Raw genomic sequence first — 17043 nt, 5'->3', positions numbered from 1 at the left:
GTCACTCAAACTGGACACCTGCCATGCGCCCGACCCAAGCTCCCTTCCCCGCCACCCGCCTGCGCCGCACCCGCCAAAGCCCCGCAATCCGCGGCATGGTCCGGCAGAACACGCTGACAGTCGATGACTTCATCTGGCCCGTCTTCGTCCGCAGCGGCGAAGGGATCGAAGAGCCCATCCCCTCCATGCCCGGCGTCGTCCGCCGCTCGGTCGACAAGGTGGTCGAGGCCGCGCGCGAAGCCGCCGATCTGGGCATCCCCGCCATCTGCATCTTCCCCTATACAGGGCTTGAGGACCGGACCGAAGACTGCGCGGGCGCCTGGGACCCCGAAAACCACGCCAACCGTGCCATCCGCGCCATCAAACAGGCCGTGCCCGAGATCGCGATCATGACCGACGTCGCCCTCGACACCTACAACATCAACGGCCACGACGGCTTTGTCGAAAATGGCGAGATCGTGAATGACCGCTCGGTCGAGGCATTGGTCAAAATGGCGCTCAGCCAGGCCGAGGCAGGCGCCGACATCATCGGCCCCTCCGACATGATGGACGGCCGCATCGGTGCGATCCGGCAAGCACTGGAAAGCGCAGGCCACCAGAACGTCATGATCCTCAGCTACGCCGCGAAATACGCCTCAGCCTTCTACGGCCCCTTCCGCGACGCGGTGGGCGCATCGGGCGCACTGACGGGCGACAAGAAAACCTACCAGATGGACCCCGCCAACTCAGACGAAGCGCTGCGACTGATCGAACGGGACCTGACCGAAGGCGCCGACATGGTCATGGTCAAACCCGGCCTGCCCTATCTCGACATCTGCCGCCGGGTGAAAGACAGCTTCGGCGCCCCCACCTTCGCCTACCAGGTGTCGGGTGAATACGCGATGATCGAAGCGGCCAGCGCCAACGGCTGGGTCGACCACGACCGGGTGATGATGGAAAGCCTGATGGCGTTCAAACGGGCGGGGTGTGACGGGATCCTGACATACTTTGCGCCAGCGGCGGCGAGGTTGCTGAACGGGGACACGTCCGCCTAAACGCCGAGGGCTCCGCCCATTCGCAGGCGAAACGCCGCCCCACGGCGTTTCCGGGAAGCCTGCGAATTCCCTGTTTCAAAAAAATCCCGGGGGAGGCGCAGCCGGGGGCAAAGCCCCCAAATACCAAGGCAGAAACCCGCGCAGCCCATCCTCCATAGTGACAGATCGCCCCAATCGGCGTATATCTGCGCACGAGGTCCGGAGAAACCGGGCACAAACAAGAGCAACACAGGCGGTTCAAAATGAAATCGAACGGAATCTCGCGGCGTGCCTTCGCCGCAGGGGCGCTTGCTGGCACGGGGCTGCTGGCGGCATGTGGGAATGGCGTGGGCAGCAGCGGCGGGTCCGTGATCGACGCGCGCGTCGACGCCACGCTGGACGAGATGTTTCGCAGCTACCCCAACACGGTGCAACTCGCCGAAAAGGCAAATGGCATGCTCATCATGCCGCTGGTGACCGAAGCCGGGTTCGTCTTCGGCGGCTCCTACGGGCGCGGTGCCCTTCGGGTCAACAACGTCACGGTTGACTACTATTCGGTGGTCAAGGGCTCCGGCGGGCTGCAAATCGGAGCCCAGCAATCAGCGCACGTCCTGTTCTTCATGACCGAAGAGGCGCTGAGCGAGTTCCGCCGCGGCCCCGGTTGGGCCGCAGGGGCAGACCTGGAATATGTCGTGTCGGGCGAAGGCGACAGCGTTGCCGCGGACACCACAACGGCCCTGTCGCCAGTCTTGGCAGCGGTTTTCGCCCGCGCGGGCTTGCGCATCGGCGCAACGCTCGAAGGGACGAAGTACACCCGCATCATCCCCTAGTGCGGCTGCGCAGGCAGACGCACTAAGTGGCAAGGGTAGCTTTTTCAAAGAAAAAGCTGCCAGCCACACCGTGGAGCACCTGGGCGCAGCACGAGAACGGCTGCGCATTTAGGGGCGCCGCAGAAAGACAGCCATTTCCCGCAAAAGCTGCCAGCCACACCTAAAGCATCTAGGCGCAGCCCCAAACGGGTCGGTGGGCGGGCGCCTTTGCGCAGCAAACAGAGCCGCCCACCGACAAAACCCTACCCAATCGTCCGCAACCGCTTGAACAGGCTCGACGTATCCCAGCGCCCGCCGCCCATCTTCTGCACATCCTTGTAAAACTGATCGACCAGCGCCGTCACCGGCAGGCTGGCGCCATTCTCATCAGCAGTATCCAGACAAATCCCCAGATCCTTGCGCATCCAGTCCGTGGCAAAGCCGTGATCGAAATGATCATCCAGCATCGTCTCATACCGGTTCGACATCTGCCACGACCCGGCCGCACCCTGGCTGATCACCTCGACCACCGCACGCCCGTCCAGCCCCGCCTTCTCGGCAAAATGCAGCGCCTCGGCCAAGCCCTGAACAACACCCGCAATGGCAATCTGGTTGCACATCTTGGTCATCTGCCCCGCACCGCTCTCGCCAATGCGACGGCACAGCTTGGCATAGGCCTGCATGATCGGCTCGGCGCGGGCATACGCGCCCTGATCCCCACCACACATGATCGACAACTGGCCGTTCTCGGCCCCCGCCTGCCCGCCTGAAATCGGCGCATCGACAAAGCTAATCTGTGCCGCATCCGCCGCCGCATAAAGCTCGGCCGTGACCTTGGCCGACACCGTGGTGTGATCGACAAAGACAGTGCCGCTGGCCATCCCGGCAAAAGCGCCATTCTCACCCAGACAGACGGACCTCAAATCATCGTCATTGCCCACGCAGGCCATCACGAAATCGGCACCTTCGGCGGCCGCACGCGGCGTGCGGACCATCGCCCCACCATGGTCATTGACCCAGTCCTGCGCCTTGGCCGCTGTGCGGTTGTACACCGTTACCTCGTGGCCCGCCTTCACCAGATGCCCCGCCATGGGCGCGCCCATCACACCCATCCCCAGAAATGCCAGCTTTGCCATCCGTGATCGCTCCTCGTGTTTTGCGCCGCCTCTGGCTTGCGCTTCCGTCCCCGCCTACCTAACAGTCGTGGCCCAAGGGTCAACGCGCGACGATAAGGGCGACACGGCATGGCAGTGGTCTTTCAATGGCTGGTACGGCTGACGGCAGCACTGATCGTGCTCGCGGTTCTGGCGGTCGGCATGGTCTATTACCTCGCCTCCCGCTCGCTGCCCAACTATGACGCCCGCGTGCGCGTGCCCGCCATCTCCGCCCCGGTCGAGATCGTGCGCGACAATGCCAACGTCCCCCACATCTTTGGGCAAACGGACACCGATGTGTTCCACGGCCTCGGCTTTGCCCACGCCCAAGACCGGCTTTGGCAAATGATGATGCTGCGGCGCACCGCCCAAGGCCGCCTGAGCGAGCTGTTCGGCACCACCACGGTGGACACCGACAGCTTTATCCGCCGCCTCGACATCTACCGCCTGTCGGTTCAATCGGTCGACGCGCAAGATGCAGAAACACGCGCCGCGCTCGAGGCTTACGCCTCCGGGGTGAACGCCCGCCTCGACCAGATCAACGCCGAGGCGCTGGGGCGCGGCGCGCCTGAAATGTTCCTCTTCAACACGCCCCTCGCGCCCTGGCGCCCTGCTGACAGCATCGCGGTGGCCAAACTCATGGGCCTGCAACTCTCCGGCCATCTGAGCGAAGAGGTGCTGCGCGCCCGCATGTCGCTCGCACTCGACGATCCCGCACGGCTCGCGGACATCCTACCGGATGTACCGGGCGAAGGCATCGCCAGCCTGCCCGAATACGCATCTCTGGTACCGGGCGTTGAGACTGACTTTGCCGCTGTTGAGCCCGAACCGCACCCGCTCTCGCCCTTCCGCCCCCGCGGGTTTGCCGGGGCCTCCAACGCCTGGGCCGCGGCCGCCGCCCGCTCGGCCTCGGGCGGCACGCTTCTGGCCAATGACCCGCATCTGGGCTTTTCCGCCCCCGCCATCTGGTATCTCGCCCGGCTCGAACTGCAAACCGGCGGCGTCATCGGCGGCACGATCCCCGGCATGCCAGTGGTGCTGACAGGCCGCTCCGACCTGCTCGGCTGGGGGCTGACGACGGCCTATGTCGATGATCAGGACGTGTTCATCGAGGAACTGAACCCCGAAAATATCGGCCAGTACCGCACGCCAACGGGCTGGAAAGATTTTGAGACCCGCGATTCCATCCTCGAAATCGCGGATCAGGACCCGGTCACGCTCACCCTGCGCTGGACGGACAATGGCCCCGTCCTGCCGGGCAGCGTCCGCAATCTCGGCACGGTCACACCGCCCGGCCACGTCGCCGCACTCAGCTGGACCGTGCTCAGCCCCAACGACACCTCGCTCAGCGCGGCCCTCGGGATCATGAAAGCCCAAAACGTGGCCGAGGCGATCACCGCAGGCGAACGCTACATCGCCCCGGCCCAGAACATCACCCTGGTGGACCGCAGTTCGATTGCCATGAAAACCATCGGCGCAGTGCCCAACCGCAACGCCGCACATCAAAGCCAGGGGCGCATGCCGTCGCTGGGCTGGCGGCCCGAAAACCGCTGGCAGGGCCGCATGCCCTACACCTCAAACCCCGGCTTTGTGTCACCGGTGGGCGGCATCCTCGGCAACACCAACAACAAGACGGTGGACCGCCCCTTCCCCAACCACATCAGCTTCACCTGGGGCGATACACAACGGGTGCAACGCTGGCGCAGGCTGATGCAGGCACGAGAGGTCCACACACGCGACAGCTTCATCGAGGCGCAACTCGACACGGTCAGCTTCACCGCCCGCTCGCTCCTGCCCCTGATCGGGGCTGAGCTGTGGTTCACCGGCGAAGCCGCCCCCGCAGGCACGCCGGAGCGGCAACGCCAACGCGCCCTCGCCCTACTCGCCGAATGGAACGGCGAGATGAACGAGCACTGGCCCGAACCGCTGATCTACGCCGCCTGGCTGCGCAAGCTGCAGGACCGGCTCATCCGGGATGAACTGGGTCCCATGGCCGACACGCTCACCCACCCCGAACCGCTCTTCATCGAACGTGTGTTCCGCAATGTCGACGGCGCCGCGATCTGGTGCGACGTCCGCCAATCGGCCCCGGTCGAAACCTGCGCCGACATGGCCCGGCTCGCCCTCGATGACGCGCTCCTCGACATCAACGAAACATGGGGCAGCCAACTGGAAAGCCTCCGCTGGGGCGACGCACACCAGGCCACCCACGACCACCAGGTGCTGGGCGACGTGCCGATCCTGCGCTACTTCGTCAACATCCGGCAAAGCACATCCGGCGGCGACAATACCCTTCTGCGCGGCCTCACCCGCGGCACCGGCCCCGACCCGTTCCACAATGTCCACGGCGCAGGCTACCGCGGCGTCTATGACTTCGCCGACCCCAACTCCTCGGTCTTCGTCATCTCAACCGGACAATCGGGGCACTTCCTATCGCGACACTACGACGATCTGGCGCAACTCTGGCGACGCGGGGAATACATCCCCATGTCGCTCGACGAAGGGCTCGCACGGGCCGCCGCAGTCGGGATCACACGGCTCGAACCGCTCCAGTGACGACGATCCTCTTCAACAAACCCTACGGCGTGCTCTCGCAGTTCACGGACAAGGGGACCGAAGGCTCCCCGCGCCCGACGCTCTCAAACTACATCGACATACCCGGCGTCTACGCCGCAGGCCGCCTCGACCGCGACAGCGAAGGGCTGATGGTCCTGACCAGCGACGGCCGGCTCCAGGCCAAGATCGCGCACCCAAAGTACAAAGCGCCCAAAACCTACCTCGCACAGGTCGAAGGCACGATCACAGAAGACGCCCTCACACACCTCCGCACCGGCATCACGCTAAAGGACGGGCCCACCAAACCGGCCAAGGCACGGGCCATCGCACCCCCCGACATCTGGGACCGCGACCCACCCATCCGGGTCCGCAAATCCGTCCCCGACAGCTGGCTGGAACTGACGCTCACCGAAGGACGCAACCGACAGGTCCGGCGCATGACAGCACATGTGGGCTTCCCAACCCTGCGCCTGATCCGGGTCCAGATCGGACACTGGACACTGGACAATTTGCAGCCGGGAGACTGGCGTTCGACGTGACACCGTTTTCTTTCAAAGAAAACGGACCGGAAATTTTGTAAATTTCCGACGCCGTTCAGAGGCCGTCGAACCGCGCCTTCTGGATCGCCGTCCAGCGCACATCGAACTCGAACCCGTCCTCACCCTGCCGCTCGGCCTGCACGACGTCCTGTTCAAACAGCCACGCCCGCTTGCGCCCCTCGGCATAGGGCAACAGCAGCGTCTCCTCGCTCACGCTGCCCTGCAAGGTCGCGGCCACATCGGCCAGCAGCGCGTCAATCCCCTCGCCCGTGATGGCCGACATCGCGAACACACCTTCATCCCGCTCTGCCCGCGCGCGGGCCGCATCGGCCTCCTCTTCGGGCAGCAGGTCAATCTTGTTCCAGACCTCGACCATCTCGCGGCCCTCGCCCACGCCCAGATCGCTCAGGATGGTGCGGACGTCCTCGGCTTGCGCCTCCGTCTCGGGGTGCGAAATGTCGCGCACATGCAGGATGACGTCAGCCGCCAGCACCTCTTCCAGAGTCGCCCGGAACGCCGCCACCAACTCCGTCGGCAGGGCCGAGATAAAACCAACCGTGTCCGACAGGATCACCTCTGGCCCGTTCTCCAATTCCACCCGGCGCATGGTCGGGTCGAGCGTGGCAAAGAGCATGTCTTTGGCCATCACATCCGCACCGGTCAACCGATTGAACAACGTCGACTTGCCCGCGTTCGTGTAGCCCACAAGCGCCACGATGGGATAGGGCACCTTGGCCCGTGCCGCGCGGTGCAACGTCCGTGTCTTGACCACCTTGTCCAACTGCCGGCGCAAGCGCACAAGCTGCGTGTCGATGGCGCGCCTGTCCGCCTCGATCTGCGTCTCACCGGGACCGCCGACAAATCCCAAACCACCGCGCTGTCGTTCCAGGTGGGTCCAGGCGCGCACCAATCGCGTCCGCTGGTAGCTGAGTGCTGCCATCTCGACCTGCAACACGCCTTCGCGGGTTGCCGCCCGGTCGCTGAAAATCTCAAGGATCAGCCCGGTCCGGTCCAGCAATTTGACCTTCCAGGCTTTTTCCAGATTGCGCTGCTGCACGGGCGTGACAGGTCCATCGATCAGAACCAGCTCAACCTCGGCATCGTGCAAGCGCTCGGCCAACTCTTCAATCTTGCCGGACCCAAACAGCAGGCCCGCCTGCGGGCGCGGCAACGGCACGATCTCACTGCCCACAACCTCCAACTCGGGCAAGGCATGGGCCAGCGACACGGCTTCGGCCAGCGCAAAGCTCGCCTCGCGCCGGTCCGGGTCAGATTTGATATCAGGATGGAGCACCCAAGCGCGGGTGAACTCCGGCATCTCACCCATCAAGAGGCGTCTTCGCCCTCATACAGGCTGATCGGCTGGCTCGGCATGATGGTCGAGATCGCGTGCTTGTAGACCAATTGGCTCTGCCCATCGCGGCGCAGCAGCACGCAGAAGTTGTCAAACCACGTGATAACCCCCTGCAGTTTCACGCCGTTGATCAGGAAAATCGTCACGGGCACCTTGGTCTTGCGCACGTGGTTTAGGAATGCATCTTGTAAATTCTGTCGGTCCGAAGCCATGTCGGTTAACCCTTTTTTTCTTGCTTAGGCCTGCGGATCAGACCGTCCCTCCGGACGGAGTATGTCGCGCGGTTTAGAAAGATTCCACCCCAAAAATCAGTCCGTTACGGACCTACCGCAAAGCCTCGCCTACCCGCGCCACAAATCAGGGGTGAAAAGGGCAATGATGGCCAGCGTCTCAAGCCGCCCCAGCACCATGGCAGCCGCAAAGATGGCCTTGGCCCCAGTGTTCAACTCGGTCAGCGTAATTGGCGCGTCCTTGGCCACATCCAGCAGCGGCCCGGTGGTGGACAGGCCCGACACTGCAAGGACAAGCGCTGTGTCAAAAGACAACCCCGTCAAGGCCAGCAGCACCGTGATCACCGCCAGGCTCAGCGCAAACAGCATGAAGAATATCCACGCGATAAAGGCCCCGTCCTTCTGCAACCGCCGCGCCCGCGGCCCCGCACTACTCACGGACGACGGATGCACCAGCCGCTCCATCTCGCGCACGCCATTGCGGTAAAGCGCAAAAACCCGCAGCAGCTTGACCCCGCCCGCCGTTGTGGCCACCCCCCCTCCGATCAGGGCGAGCCCCATCAGCAGCAGTCCCGGCGTCTGCAGCCCCGACCAGGCCTGCGCATCCACCCAATGGGCCGACGCAAACCCCGTCGTCGTCAAGAATGACAGGACGGTAAAGGCACTGCCCCAAAGCGCCCGCGCAGCCCCCATCAGATCGCTTTCCGCGGCCACGTCATAAGCGCCCAGGAAATGGCGCAGAAACAGAAAGACGGGCACGGCGACCACCACAATTGCGCCAATGCGAAATTCCGGGTCTTGCCACAACCCGCCCGACTCGGCCGTCGTCGTGTCGGTGGAGAACGTCAGCCGCGACAGCGCGAAAAGCATGAACAGCAGCATGACCGCCTCACCCGCAATGCCCGACCCGGCACCGGTCAAACCGCCCACAGGCGATATGCCCGACGTCGCCATGATCGCCATCGCATGGCACACCGCAACAAGGCTTGCATCGCCCCCGACCGTCAAAAGAACCCACAACAGCAGCGTCAGCCCCATATAGATCGGGATCAGAACCGCCGACACCTTCCGCACGCGCACGCGCACCTCTGCCGACGACATGCCGATGTCCCGGCTTGAGCTGCGACCGGGCTCTGCCCGGGCCGTCACCTCGAACCCACCCAGGTTCAGGGGTGCGAGGATGGCCGAGGCCGCGATCCACATCAGCAAGCCCCCCAGCCAGCCCACCATGGACCGCCACAGATGCAGCGTGCCGTTCAACCGCGCCGGATCATCAAACATCGTGGCACCGGTGGTGGTGATGGCGCTCACCATCTCCACATAGGCGTTCAGAAAACTGGTGGTGCCCAGACCCTCATAGAACGGCACCGCCAGGATGACGGGCAGAACGGTAAACGCGCTGAAGAGCGATAGCAGCGGCCCAAGCGTGCCAAGGTTCGGATCACGGCCCGCATGGGCCAGCCCGATCAGGGCAAAGATCACCACCCCCAGCAGGCCCGCATAAAGAAACGCACGCGCCGCATCCAGATCGCGCACGACGCCGCCATAGATGGCAGGCACAAGCATCGCCGCCGAAAAAACGCCCACCAGCAGCAGAAACAACGGAAGCTGCAGAACAGACGCCCAAAACGGCTGACGGGGATGCGCCCGGTCCGGCATCAGAAAAAGTCGATGGACACCTGCATCAGGCGCTCCACCTCGGGCACATCGGTGGCCAGGGCAAAGATGGCAACGACATCGCCCTCATCGATACGGGTGTTGCCCACGGGACGGATCACGTCCGTCCCCTTGCGGATGGCCCCCACCAGAACACCTTCGGGAAAATCAATCTCGTTGATCTTCTTGCCCGCAAGCGGCGAGGTCGACAGCACCTCCGCCTCGATCACCTCCGCATCCGCATCCCCAATGGAATAGACGGAGCGCACACGCCCATGCCGGATATGGCGCAAAATCGAACTCACGGTCGTCGCACGCGGATTGATATAGGCGTCAATCCCCAGCGGCCCCATCATCGGCACCAGCGTCGGATCGTTGATCAGCGCAATCGCATAGGGACACCCCTCGGCCTTGGCCCGCACGGCCGCCAGCATGTTGGTCTTGTCGTCATCGGTCACGGCCAGCATCGCGTCGGCGCGGCTCACCCCCGCCTCAGCCAACAGGTTCACATCGAGGCCATCGCCGTTCAAAACAATCGTGCGCTCCAACCCCTCAGCGGCAAGCTCAGCACAACGGCGGTTGCGTTCGATTACCTTGGCGCGCACCCGGCTGGCACGCTGCTCCAGCGCGCGGGCCACGGTCAGACCAACATTGCCCCCACCGACCAAGACCACACGCTCCTGCTTGCGCATGGTCTTGCCAAACACCTCCATGGTGCGGGGCACGTCATCCACATGGGCAAAGACATACGCATCATCGCCCTCAAACAGCTGGTCCGAGGCTTCAGGCGCAAACAGCGTCCCCTCACGACGCACGCCAACGACAACCACGCGCAAGGTCGAAAACAGGTCGGTCAACTGGCGCAACGGGGTATTGAGCACCGGGCAATCCGCATCCAGCGAAATGCCCAAAAGCTGCGCCTGCCCGTCCATGAACATCTCGGTGTCAAAGGACGCAGGCGCACTCAACCGCTGCAAAGCGGCCGCCGCCACCTCCTTCTCGGGCGAGATCACCACATCAATAGGCATGTGATCCCGGCGATAAAGGTCAGAATAGATCGCCGTCAGATAAGACTGGCTGCGCAGCCGCGCGATCTTGCGGTTCACGCCAAAAACGGAGTGGGCCACCTGACAGGTGACCATATTCACCTCGTCTGAATAGGTCGCAGCAATGACCATGTCGGCATCCCGCGCACCTGCACGGTCGAGCACATCGGGGTAGCTGGCAAAGCCCGCAACCCCCTGAACATCCAAGGTATCGGTCGCGCGCCGCACCAGATCGGGGTCATTGTCGACCACCGTCACGTCATTGCGCTCGCCCGAAAGGTGGCGGGCAATCTGCCAACCCACCTGGCCTGCCCCGCAGATGATGACCTTCATCCATGTCCCCGTGATGACGCGCCGCATCGCAGCACACTCGGCCCCTTTGCATGACAGACAGGGGGCAAGCGGTCAACGCTTGGCCCGGCATCCACGCCGCAGCGTGATGTGGGCGCCGCATCCGGACGACATGAAACCGGACGGCGACATAGGATTGATCTGGAAGTAAGTATGCGAACACAACAGCCGTGTGTTCAGAGCGCTGACCGGACCGGAATCAAGCCGAAGGCGCCGGTCCAACATGGGGCCCGTCCCGACGGGCTGGTGTTTTGGATACTGTAGTAAACCGAATTTCTGTGAGATGTGCTTGGCTGCCATAAAGCGCTGCCGAACGTCCGGCGTTACACCAGCCCACGGGCTTGTATTGGACCGGCTTGGCGGCGGGTTTGCTGGCAAACCTGTCGTCGGTGGCAGTTCTAGATGCGCTCACATGGCATCCTGTGCGAATTTATGAATTTTCTTGCTCTGGGGATCGGGTCACCGAAGTATTGATCGGGACCCCGGTGCTGCCGCTTGTTCAATTCGGACGTATCAAGCAGGCAGAAGTCCACCGCTATCACAGTCGCTGTCCACCCATAGAATTGCTCTTGATGCCATTTCCAATATCGTGAGAGCAGATTGTCGCGATAAGAATAGCCATGAAAATCAAATGCGAGCACACCATTGGTCGCATAGACGTGGGTGCCGCGGAAACCATCACCAGGCTCAATCCACTCTCCATAGAACCCCTCCACTGACATCTCTTCCAGAAATACTCCGGCCAGAATGTGACAGGCACCAAACCCGAAGAACACGCGGTCACGCTGTTGCCAACGCTTTTCCGGGTGGCTCTTAAGGTTGCGCTTAGGTCTGAACATGCAGTCAGATTGGTCTCACAAGGAGACAAGTTCAATCTTCGTTTTGGCCTCCCACCACTCATCCCCTCTTACGCGAACCTCCGCTCACGACCCCGCACAACACCCCATCCGCACCCCAAACCCCGATTGCCAAAACGGCCAAGCTACGGCACTGTCACGGCGATGCGTGCGCTCTTGCTCCTTGCCCTGCCGGTGGCCCTGTCCGGCTGCCTGCCGCTCTCGACCTATTATGCCGAGGGCGTCAGCTTTGCGCAGTTCGAACGGGATGACACCAATTGCGACGTCCGCGCCCTGCGGGATGCGCCCGTGGCAAACCGGGTGCGTCAGGGTGCGCCGCGCTACGTGCCGCGCCGGGTCTGCAACGCACATGGCCACTGCTTCACCCACGGCGGCTACTGGGTGCCGGGCGAGGTTTATACCGTCGATGTAAACGCCAACCTGCGCGCGCGGGTCAAAGGGCAATGCATGGGCGATCTGGGCTACCGGCCCGTCGAAATCCCCGCCTGCCCCCAAGGCGTGTCCAAGGCAGCGCCCCCCGGCCCGTCAGCCACCCTGCCCCGGCTCAACGCCCGCAGCTGCGCCATCCGCACCGGCGATGGCAGATTCCGCGTTGTCACCCAAGGATAATTCAGGCCCCAGGGCCACCCGGCCCCTCAAAGAGACCCCGATGCCCCACACAACCAAACCACACACGGCCGACGCAGGCCCCCTGTCGGAGAACGCCACCCGCCTGCAAGACGCCAAAAGCATCGTGCTGGCCCATCACGCCGCCATCAGTGATGCCGCACGCGGTGGCGACATGCGCAAGGCCCTCGCCCTGCACATGGAGCCCGACGTGCATTGGCGCGGCATGCACCCCTGGCACGACCAGCGCGGCATCGCCGCCGTGGCAGACCGGTTCTGGACCCCTTTGACAGCGGCGCTGCGCAGCCCGCAGCGGCGGGTGGACGTGCTCTTTGCCGGGGACAACAGCCTTGATGGCGCGCCCGGTACATGGGTCTGCGCCATGGGCCACATCCTCGCGCTCTTTGACGCGCCGTTTCTGGGCATTCAGCCCACGGGCAAGATCGTGATGCTGCGCTTTGCCGAGTTCAGCCGCGTGTCCGAGGGGCGCATCATCGAACAGGCCTTCTTCTGCGATCTCTTGCACCTGATGGCACAGGCCGGTCAGTATCCGCTGCCTGGCATGACCGGCGCACAACTGGTGCAGCCCGGTCCGATGACGCAGGATGGCGTGCTGTCAGATGCGCAGGACCCGGCACAGAGTGCCGCGACGCTTGATCTGATCAACGCGATGATCGGCATGATCTCGACCGTGAACGCGACCGAAACACCGCCCGACCCGCGCGAAGAGCTGCGCCAGCACTGGCACGACGATATGCTGTGGTGGGGGCCGACGGGCATCGGTGCCACCTACACCATCGACCGCTACATCGAACAGCACCAGCGCCCCTTCCGCACCCAACTGGGCGCGCGGACGTTCAATGGCCATATCTGCCGCATGGCCGAAGGGACCTATGGCGGCTTCTTCGGCTGGCCGAACCTGACGATGGAGTGCACAGGTCCCTATCTCGGCCTGCCGCCCTCGGGTCGCAAGGCCGACCTGCGCGTGGTCGACATCTATCGCCGCGATGGCGACAAGCTGGCCGAGAACTGGGTGTTCATCGACATGCTGCACTTTCTGAACATGCAAGGTCTCGACGTGCTGGCACAGCTTGACGTGCGCAAAGGTTAACAAAATTAAGGATTTGAGCGCCCGCTAAGCCCTTGTGATTGCGGCGTTTTGGAAAGTGTCCCACGCTGGGACACGTCAGGACGCCTCCACCTCTTCCTCATCCAGATGCGCCACCCGCGCCCCCGATTTAGAAGAGGTCACCACCCCCAGAGATTTCAATTTGCGGTGCAAAGCCGACCGCTCCATCCCCACAAAATTGGCCGTCCGGCTGATATTTCCCCCAAAACGATTGATCTGGGTCAGCAAATATTCCCGCTCAAACGCCTCGCGCGCCTCCCGCAGCGGCAGGGTCGCCAGCGCCCCCGAAAGAACCACGCGCCCTTCCTCACTGGCAGGCTCCTCTGAGCCCGGCAATTCCTTGGCATCAATCGGCCCGGTCCCGTCGCCCAGGATCAGCACCCGCTCCACCATATTCTTGAGCTGCCGCACATTCCCCGGCCACACCATCGTCTGCATCAAAGCCGCCGCATCCTCGGTCAACTCCCGCTTCGGTAAGCCCTGCGCCGTGTTGCATTCCAAGATGAAATGCGAGGCCAGAACCGGAATATCCTCGCGCCGATCCTCAAGGCTCGGCACCGCGATCGGCACGACATTGAGGCGGTGATACAATTCCTGCCGGAAGGTCTCGGCCGCAATAGCCTCTTCCAGATTGCGGTTGGTGGACGAGATGACACGCAGATCCACACGCACCTTATCCGTCCCGCCAACCCGCTGGAATTGCTGATCCACCAGCACGCGCAGGATCTTGGATTGCGTGCCGATGGGCATGTCGGCAACCTCATCGAAATAGATCACACCACCATGGGCCTGCTCCAGCAGCCCTGGCTCAATCCCACGGTCGGCGGTTTCCTTGCCGAACAGAACCTCTTCCATGTTCTCAGGCGCAACACCGGCACAATTCACGGTGACAAAGGGCGCGTCAGAACGGTTCGAATTGGCATGAATGTAACGCGCAGCGACCTCCTTCCCGCAGCCCGCGGGACCAGTCAGCATCACCCGACCGTTGGATTTGGTGACCTTATCGAGCTGCGAGATCAGCGCGCGGAAGCTGGCGGAGGCGCCGATCATCTTGGCCTCAGCCACTTCCGGGCGGCGGAGGCTCTGGTTCTCGCGTCGCAAGCGAGAGGTTTCCATGGCGCGACGAATGACGACCAGCAGCTGGTCGATATTGAACGGCTTTTCAATGAAGTCGTAGGCACCCTGCTTGATCGCCGCGACCGCAATCTCAATGTTACCATGTCCCGAGATGATCACCACGGGCACGCCCGGATTGTCGCGCTTGACCGCTTTTAGGATGTCGATCCCATCCATTCGGCTGTCCTTGAGCCAGATGTCGAGGATCATCAGCGCCGGTTCGGCATCATTGATGGCCGACATCGCATCGTCGGAGTTCCCGGCAAGCCGGGTCGCATACCCCTCGTCCTTGAGAATGTCCGAGATCAGTTCCCGGATGTCGCGCTCGTCATCTACGATCAGGATATCGCTCATACTGCTTCCTCTTCCTCAATTGCCTGTGCGACTGCCAGGACGGGCAACGTGATGACCGCCTTGGCGCCGCTATGTGTCTGGCCCTCGAACGGGGCCGCGTCTTCGAGGGTCAAAGTGCCCCCGTGTTCTTCGATGATCTTTTTGACGATGGGCAGGCCAAGGCCTGTGCCCTCGTCACGGGTCGTCACGTATGGTTCGAACAGGCGCGCACGATCTTCGGGCAGGCCGATGCCGTTGTCCGAGATTGCGATCACTGCGCCGGTCGGGTCCGTCTTCATGGCCACTTCGATGCGGGGTACATGACCCTCCGGAGCGCCTTTCTTCTGCAAGGTTTCAATGGCTTCGCCACCGTTCTTCACCAAGTTTGTGAGCGCTTGGGAGATCATGGTCGCATCGACTTCGGCATGTATGGCCATGTCTGGCAGATCCGCCACGATCTGCACATCAGGCTGGCCTGACTGCTGCAATACGACGGCATCCTGAACAAGCTGGGTCAGGTCCTCGCTCTTGCGCTCCGGTTCTGGCATGCGCGCGAACTTTGAAAACTCGTCCACAATCCGGCGCAGATCGCCTGTCTGGCGCACGATGACATCGGTCATCTGTTCGAGGCTGTCGCTTTCTTCCCCAAGTTTCGGGCTGAATTTGCGCTTGATCCGCTCCGCGCTGAGCTGGATCGGGGTGAGCGGGTTCTTGATCTCGTGCGCGATGCGTCGGGCAACATCGCCCCACGCGGCCATCCGTTGTGCCGACACAAGGTCAGTCACGTCGTCAAAGGCAACCACGTACCCTTCAAGCGTACCTTCGACGCTGCGGCGGGTGGACATCCGGACCAGCAGGTTTTCAAGGCGACCGCCGCGTGTGACTTTAACCTCGCCCGTTGCCACCTCTTGCGGTCCGGCCTTGAGAAGCGCGAAGAGCGCGGCAAATTCGGGGACGGCAACAGCAAGCGGCACGGCCTCGCGCCCTTCCTGCCAATCGAGCAGACGCGCGGCAGAAGGGTTCGCGAATGTGACACGGCCCTGCGCGTCCACGCCCACAACGCCGGAAGTGACAGAGCTGAGCACGGAATCGAACAGGCGACGGCGGCGTTCGATTTGTTCGGTGTTGGCCAGCAACGTCTGGCGCTGGCCCTTGAGCTGCTTGGTCATCTGATTGAAGTACCGCCCAAGCATGGCGATTTCATCATCGCCTTCCTCTTCGCGCACCTGCACGTCGAGGTCACCCGCACCGACGCGCTGTGCGGCACCCGTCAAACGCCCGACGGGGCCTGACAAGCGTTCAGCAAACCACAGACCCAGCCAGATGGCGGCAAGGATCAGGATCACGGCGAAGCCAAGATAGAGCAGACCGAACTGGAACAGCACGGTGCCGCGTTCGCTTTCAAGCTGCTGGTAGAGGCGCACGGTTTCCTTGGTTTCGTCCAGAAGTGACAGAATCTCGCCATCCACATCGCGGCTGACATAGACAAACCGATCCACATAGCTGGCGAGTGGCACCAGCGCGCGGAATTCGTTGTTGTCCCAGTCCTGGATCACAAGCCCGCCGATGTCGCGGGATTGTTTGATTTGATCCGCCGAAGGCTGTTCGAAATCAAAGAGATAGGATCGGTCGCCGCGCGCCCGGATATCCCCGGTGCCGTCGATGATGTATGCCTCGCGCAGGCCACGCTGGACCTGCAACTGGCCATCGGTCAGCACCTCGCGGTCACTGACGATCTGGGCACCCCGGACGGTGTCAATGTACCGCGCCAGCGCCCGAGCATCAGTGATCAGATCCTCGCGCTGTTCGGATTCGTAGGCCTCAGCCGCGGCAAGTGACGCGCCCACCACGCGGCTGACGCGGTCAGAGAACCAGCCTTCGAGCCCGATATTCACCGTGAGACCTGCAAAGACAGCGACCGTCACCGTAGGAATCAGGGCGAGGAGCGCGAAAACTCCGGTCAGCCTCAGGTGCAAGCGGGAGCCCGCAGATTTGGCGCGCCGTGCCGCAATCAGCCGTGCAATTTGGGACAGGATCAGCGCGACAAGCAGCAGCACATAGACCAGATCGGCCAGCAAAACGAGCCGCAGGGACAGCGTGTTTGCGCCCTGATCCAGCGGGCCGAGGACAAGGGAGGTTGCAAGCGCCAGAATAGGCGCCAACAGAACCAATCCCAGCGTCGCAAGGTTGCGCACGCGCCTGCGTCTTCGCAATCGACCCAGCGTCATCCACCAGCTGGTGCGTGTTCCGGATGCCACTTTAGTGCGCCCTCGATGATGTGGCACGTCTGTGCC

14 protein-coding genes are annotated in these 17043 nt (G+C 63.0%); 6 read left to right on the top strand and 8 right to left on the bottom strand.

The genetic code is table 11. The annotated features are described in order from the left end of the window. The first annotated feature begins 23 nt into the window (after positions 1–23). Both hemB and RA29_RS13515 read left to right on the top strand, forming a co-directional pair. A complete protein-coding gene (gene hemB / locus RA29_RS13520; protein ID WP_039686762.1) occupies positions 24–1034 on the top strand; it encodes a porphobilinogen synthase in 1011 nt (336 codons plus the stop codon). A 242-nt stretch (positions 1035–1276) separates the two neighbouring features. Next, a complete protein-coding gene (locus RA29_RS13515) occupies positions 1277–1843 on the top strand; it encodes a YSC84-related protein (protein WP_039686761.1) in 567 nt (188 codons plus the stop codon). 242 nt (positions 1844–2085) lie between these two features. Here RA29_RS13515 and RA29_RS13510 read toward each other — a convergent pair whose 3' ends face one another. Beyond that, complete coding sequence (locus RA29_RS13510; RefSeq protein ID WP_039686759.1) at positions 2086–2958, bottom strand: NAD(P)-dependent oxidoreductase; 873 nt, start codon at positions 2956–2958, stop codon at positions 2086–2088. Between the two features lie 108 nt (positions 2959–3066). Here RA29_RS13510 and RA29_RS13505 point away from each other — a divergent pair, with 108 nt between their 5' ends. Beyond that, the gene (locus tag RA29_RS13505; protein ID WP_039686757.1) at positions 3067–5532 is read left to right on the top strand and encodes a penicillin acylase family protein; all 2466 of its coding nucleotides are present in this window, start codon (positions 3067–3069) and stop codon (positions 5530–5532) included. After that, on the top strand, positions 5529–6071 hold the full coding sequence (locus RA29_RS13500; RefSeq protein WP_039686755.1) for an rRNA large subunit pseudouridine synthase E: 543 nt from the start codon (positions 5529–5531) through the stop codon (positions 6069–6071). The genes RA29_RS13505 and RA29_RS13500 overlap by 4 nt, the downstream gene beginning before the upstream one ends. 55 nt (positions 6072–6126) lie before the next feature. On the opposite strand, the gene hflX is transcribed toward RA29_RS13500, so the two are convergent. The 5 genes from hflX to RA29_RS13475 form a co-directional block, all read right to left on the bottom strand. Next, a complete protein-coding gene (gene hflX, locus RA29_RS13495) occupies positions 6127–7398 on the bottom strand; it encodes a GTPase HflX (RefSeq protein ID WP_039686753.1) in 1272 nt (423 codons plus the stop codon). Further along, positions 7398–7637 carry an RNA chaperone Hfq gene (hfq, locus tag RA29_RS13490; RefSeq protein WP_007119530.1) on the bottom strand — a complete coding sequence of 80 codons (240 nt, stop codon included), beginning with the start codon at positions 7635–7637 and terminating at the stop codon, positions 7398–7400. The genes hflX and hfq overlap by 1 nt, the downstream gene beginning before the upstream one ends. 129 nt (positions 7638–7766) lie before the next feature. After that, entirely contained in the window at positions 7767–9314 is a 1548-nt protein-coding gene (locus RA29_RS13485; protein ID WP_039686748.1) for a potassium transporter TrkG, read from the bottom strand. Continuing rightward, positions 9314–10690: a Trk system potassium transporter TrkA gene (trkA, locus tag RA29_RS13480; protein WP_039687790.1), complete on the bottom strand. Its 1377-nt coding sequence runs from the start codon at positions 10688–10690 to the stop codon at positions 9314–9316. Before trkA ends, RA29_RS13485 begins: the two co-directional genes overlap by 1 nt. 416 nt (positions 10691–11106) lie before the next feature. Next, positions 11107–11547 (bottom strand): hypothetical protein, encoded by a 441-nt coding sequence (locus RA29_RS13475; RefSeq protein WP_039686746.1) that lies wholly within the window; start codon positions 11545–11547, stop codon positions 11107–11109. 162 nt (positions 11548–11709) lie between these two features. On the opposite strand from RA29_RS13475, the gene RA29_RS13470 reads away from it, so the two are divergent. Both RA29_RS13470 and RA29_RS13465 read left to right on the top strand, forming a co-directional pair. After that, positions 11710–12174: a hypothetical protein gene (locus RA29_RS13470; RefSeq protein ID WP_039686744.1), complete on the top strand. Its 465-nt coding sequence runs from the start codon at positions 11710–11712 to the stop codon at positions 12172–12174. Positions 12175–12214: 40 nt separating this feature from the next. Next, positions 12215–13282 (top strand): ester cyclase, encoded by a 1068-nt coding sequence (locus RA29_RS13465; protein ID WP_082029537.1) that lies wholly within the window; start codon positions 12215–12217, stop codon positions 13280–13282. A gap of 75 nt (positions 13283–13357) precedes the next feature. Here RA29_RS13465 and RA29_RS13460 read toward each other — a convergent pair whose 3' ends face one another. Then, positions 13358–14770 (bottom strand): sigma-54 dependent transcriptional regulator, encoded by a 1413-nt coding sequence (locus RA29_RS13460; protein ID WP_039686742.1) that lies wholly within the window; start codon positions 14768–14770, stop codon positions 13358–13360. Beyond that, on the bottom strand, positions 14767–16977 hold the full coding sequence (locus tag RA29_RS13455) for a PAS domain-containing sensor histidine kinase (protein ID WP_039686740.1): 2211 nt from the start codon (positions 16975–16977) through the stop codon (positions 14767–14769). The genes RA29_RS13460 and RA29_RS13455 overlap by 4 nt, the downstream gene beginning before the upstream one ends. Between the last annotated feature and the right edge of the window lie 66 nt (positions 16978–17043).

Origin of the sequence: Tateyamaria sp. ANG-S1 (genome assembly GCF_000814025.1) — a bacterium.
Taxonomy (GTDB): Bacteria; Pseudomonadota; Alphaproteobacteria; order Rhodobacterales; family Rhodobacteraceae; genus Tateyamaria.
Note: the sequence above shows the minus strand (reverse complement) of the source record. Positions and strands in the feature narration are given on the sequence as shown.

Bases quoted from the DNA above. Each gene is read 5' to 3' on its own strand.
- RA29_RS13485 (WP_039686748.1), bottom strand. From the start codon at position 9,314: ATGCCGGACCGGGCGCATCCCCGTCAGCCGTTTTGGGCGTCTGTTCTG.
- hemB (WP_039686762.1), top strand. From the start codon at position 24: ATGCGCCCGACCCAAGCTCCCTTCCCCGCCACCCGCCTGCGCCGCACC.
- hfq (WP_007119530.1), bottom strand. From the start codon at position 7,637: ATGGCTTCGGACCGACAGAATTTACAAGATGCATTCCTAAACCACGTG.
- RA29_RS13515 (WP_039686761.1), top strand. From the start codon at position 1,277: ATGAAATCGAACGGAATCTCGCGGCGTGCCTTCGCCGCAGGGGCGCTT.
- RA29_RS13465 (WP_082029537.1), top strand. From the start codon at position 12,215: ATGCCCCACACAACCAAACCACACACGGCCGACGCAGGCCCCCTGTCG.
- RA29_RS13505 (WP_039686757.1), top strand. From the start codon at position 3,067: ATGGCAGTGGTCTTTCAATGGCTGGTACGGCTGACGGCAGCACTGATC.
- hflX (WP_039686753.1), bottom strand. From the start codon at position 7,398: ATGGGTGAGATGCCGGAGTTCACCCGCGCTTGGGTGCTCCATCCTGAT.
- RA29_RS13460 (WP_039686742.1), bottom strand. From the start codon at position 14,770: ATGAGCGATATCCTGATCGTAGATGACGAGCGCGACATCCGGGAACTG.
- trkA (WP_039687790.1), bottom strand. From the start codon at position 10,690: ATGAAGGTCATCATCTGCGGGGCAGGCCAGGTGGGTTGGCAGATTGCC.
- RA29_RS13510 (WP_039686759.1), bottom strand. From the start codon at position 2,958: ATGGCAAAGCTGGCATTTCTGGGGATGGGTGTGATGGGCGCGCCCATG.
- RA29_RS13475 (WP_039686746.1), bottom strand. From the start codon at position 11,547: ATGTTCAGACCTAAGCGCAACCTTAAGAGCCACCCGGAAAAGCGTTGG.
- RA29_RS13470 (WP_039686744.1), top strand. From the start codon at position 11,710: ATGCGTGCGCTCTTGCTCCTTGCCCTGCCGGTGGCCCTGTCCGGCTGC.
- RA29_RS13455 (WP_039686740.1), bottom strand. From the start codon at position 16,977: ATGACGCTGGGTCGATTGCGAAGACGCAGGCGCGTGCGCAACCTTGCG.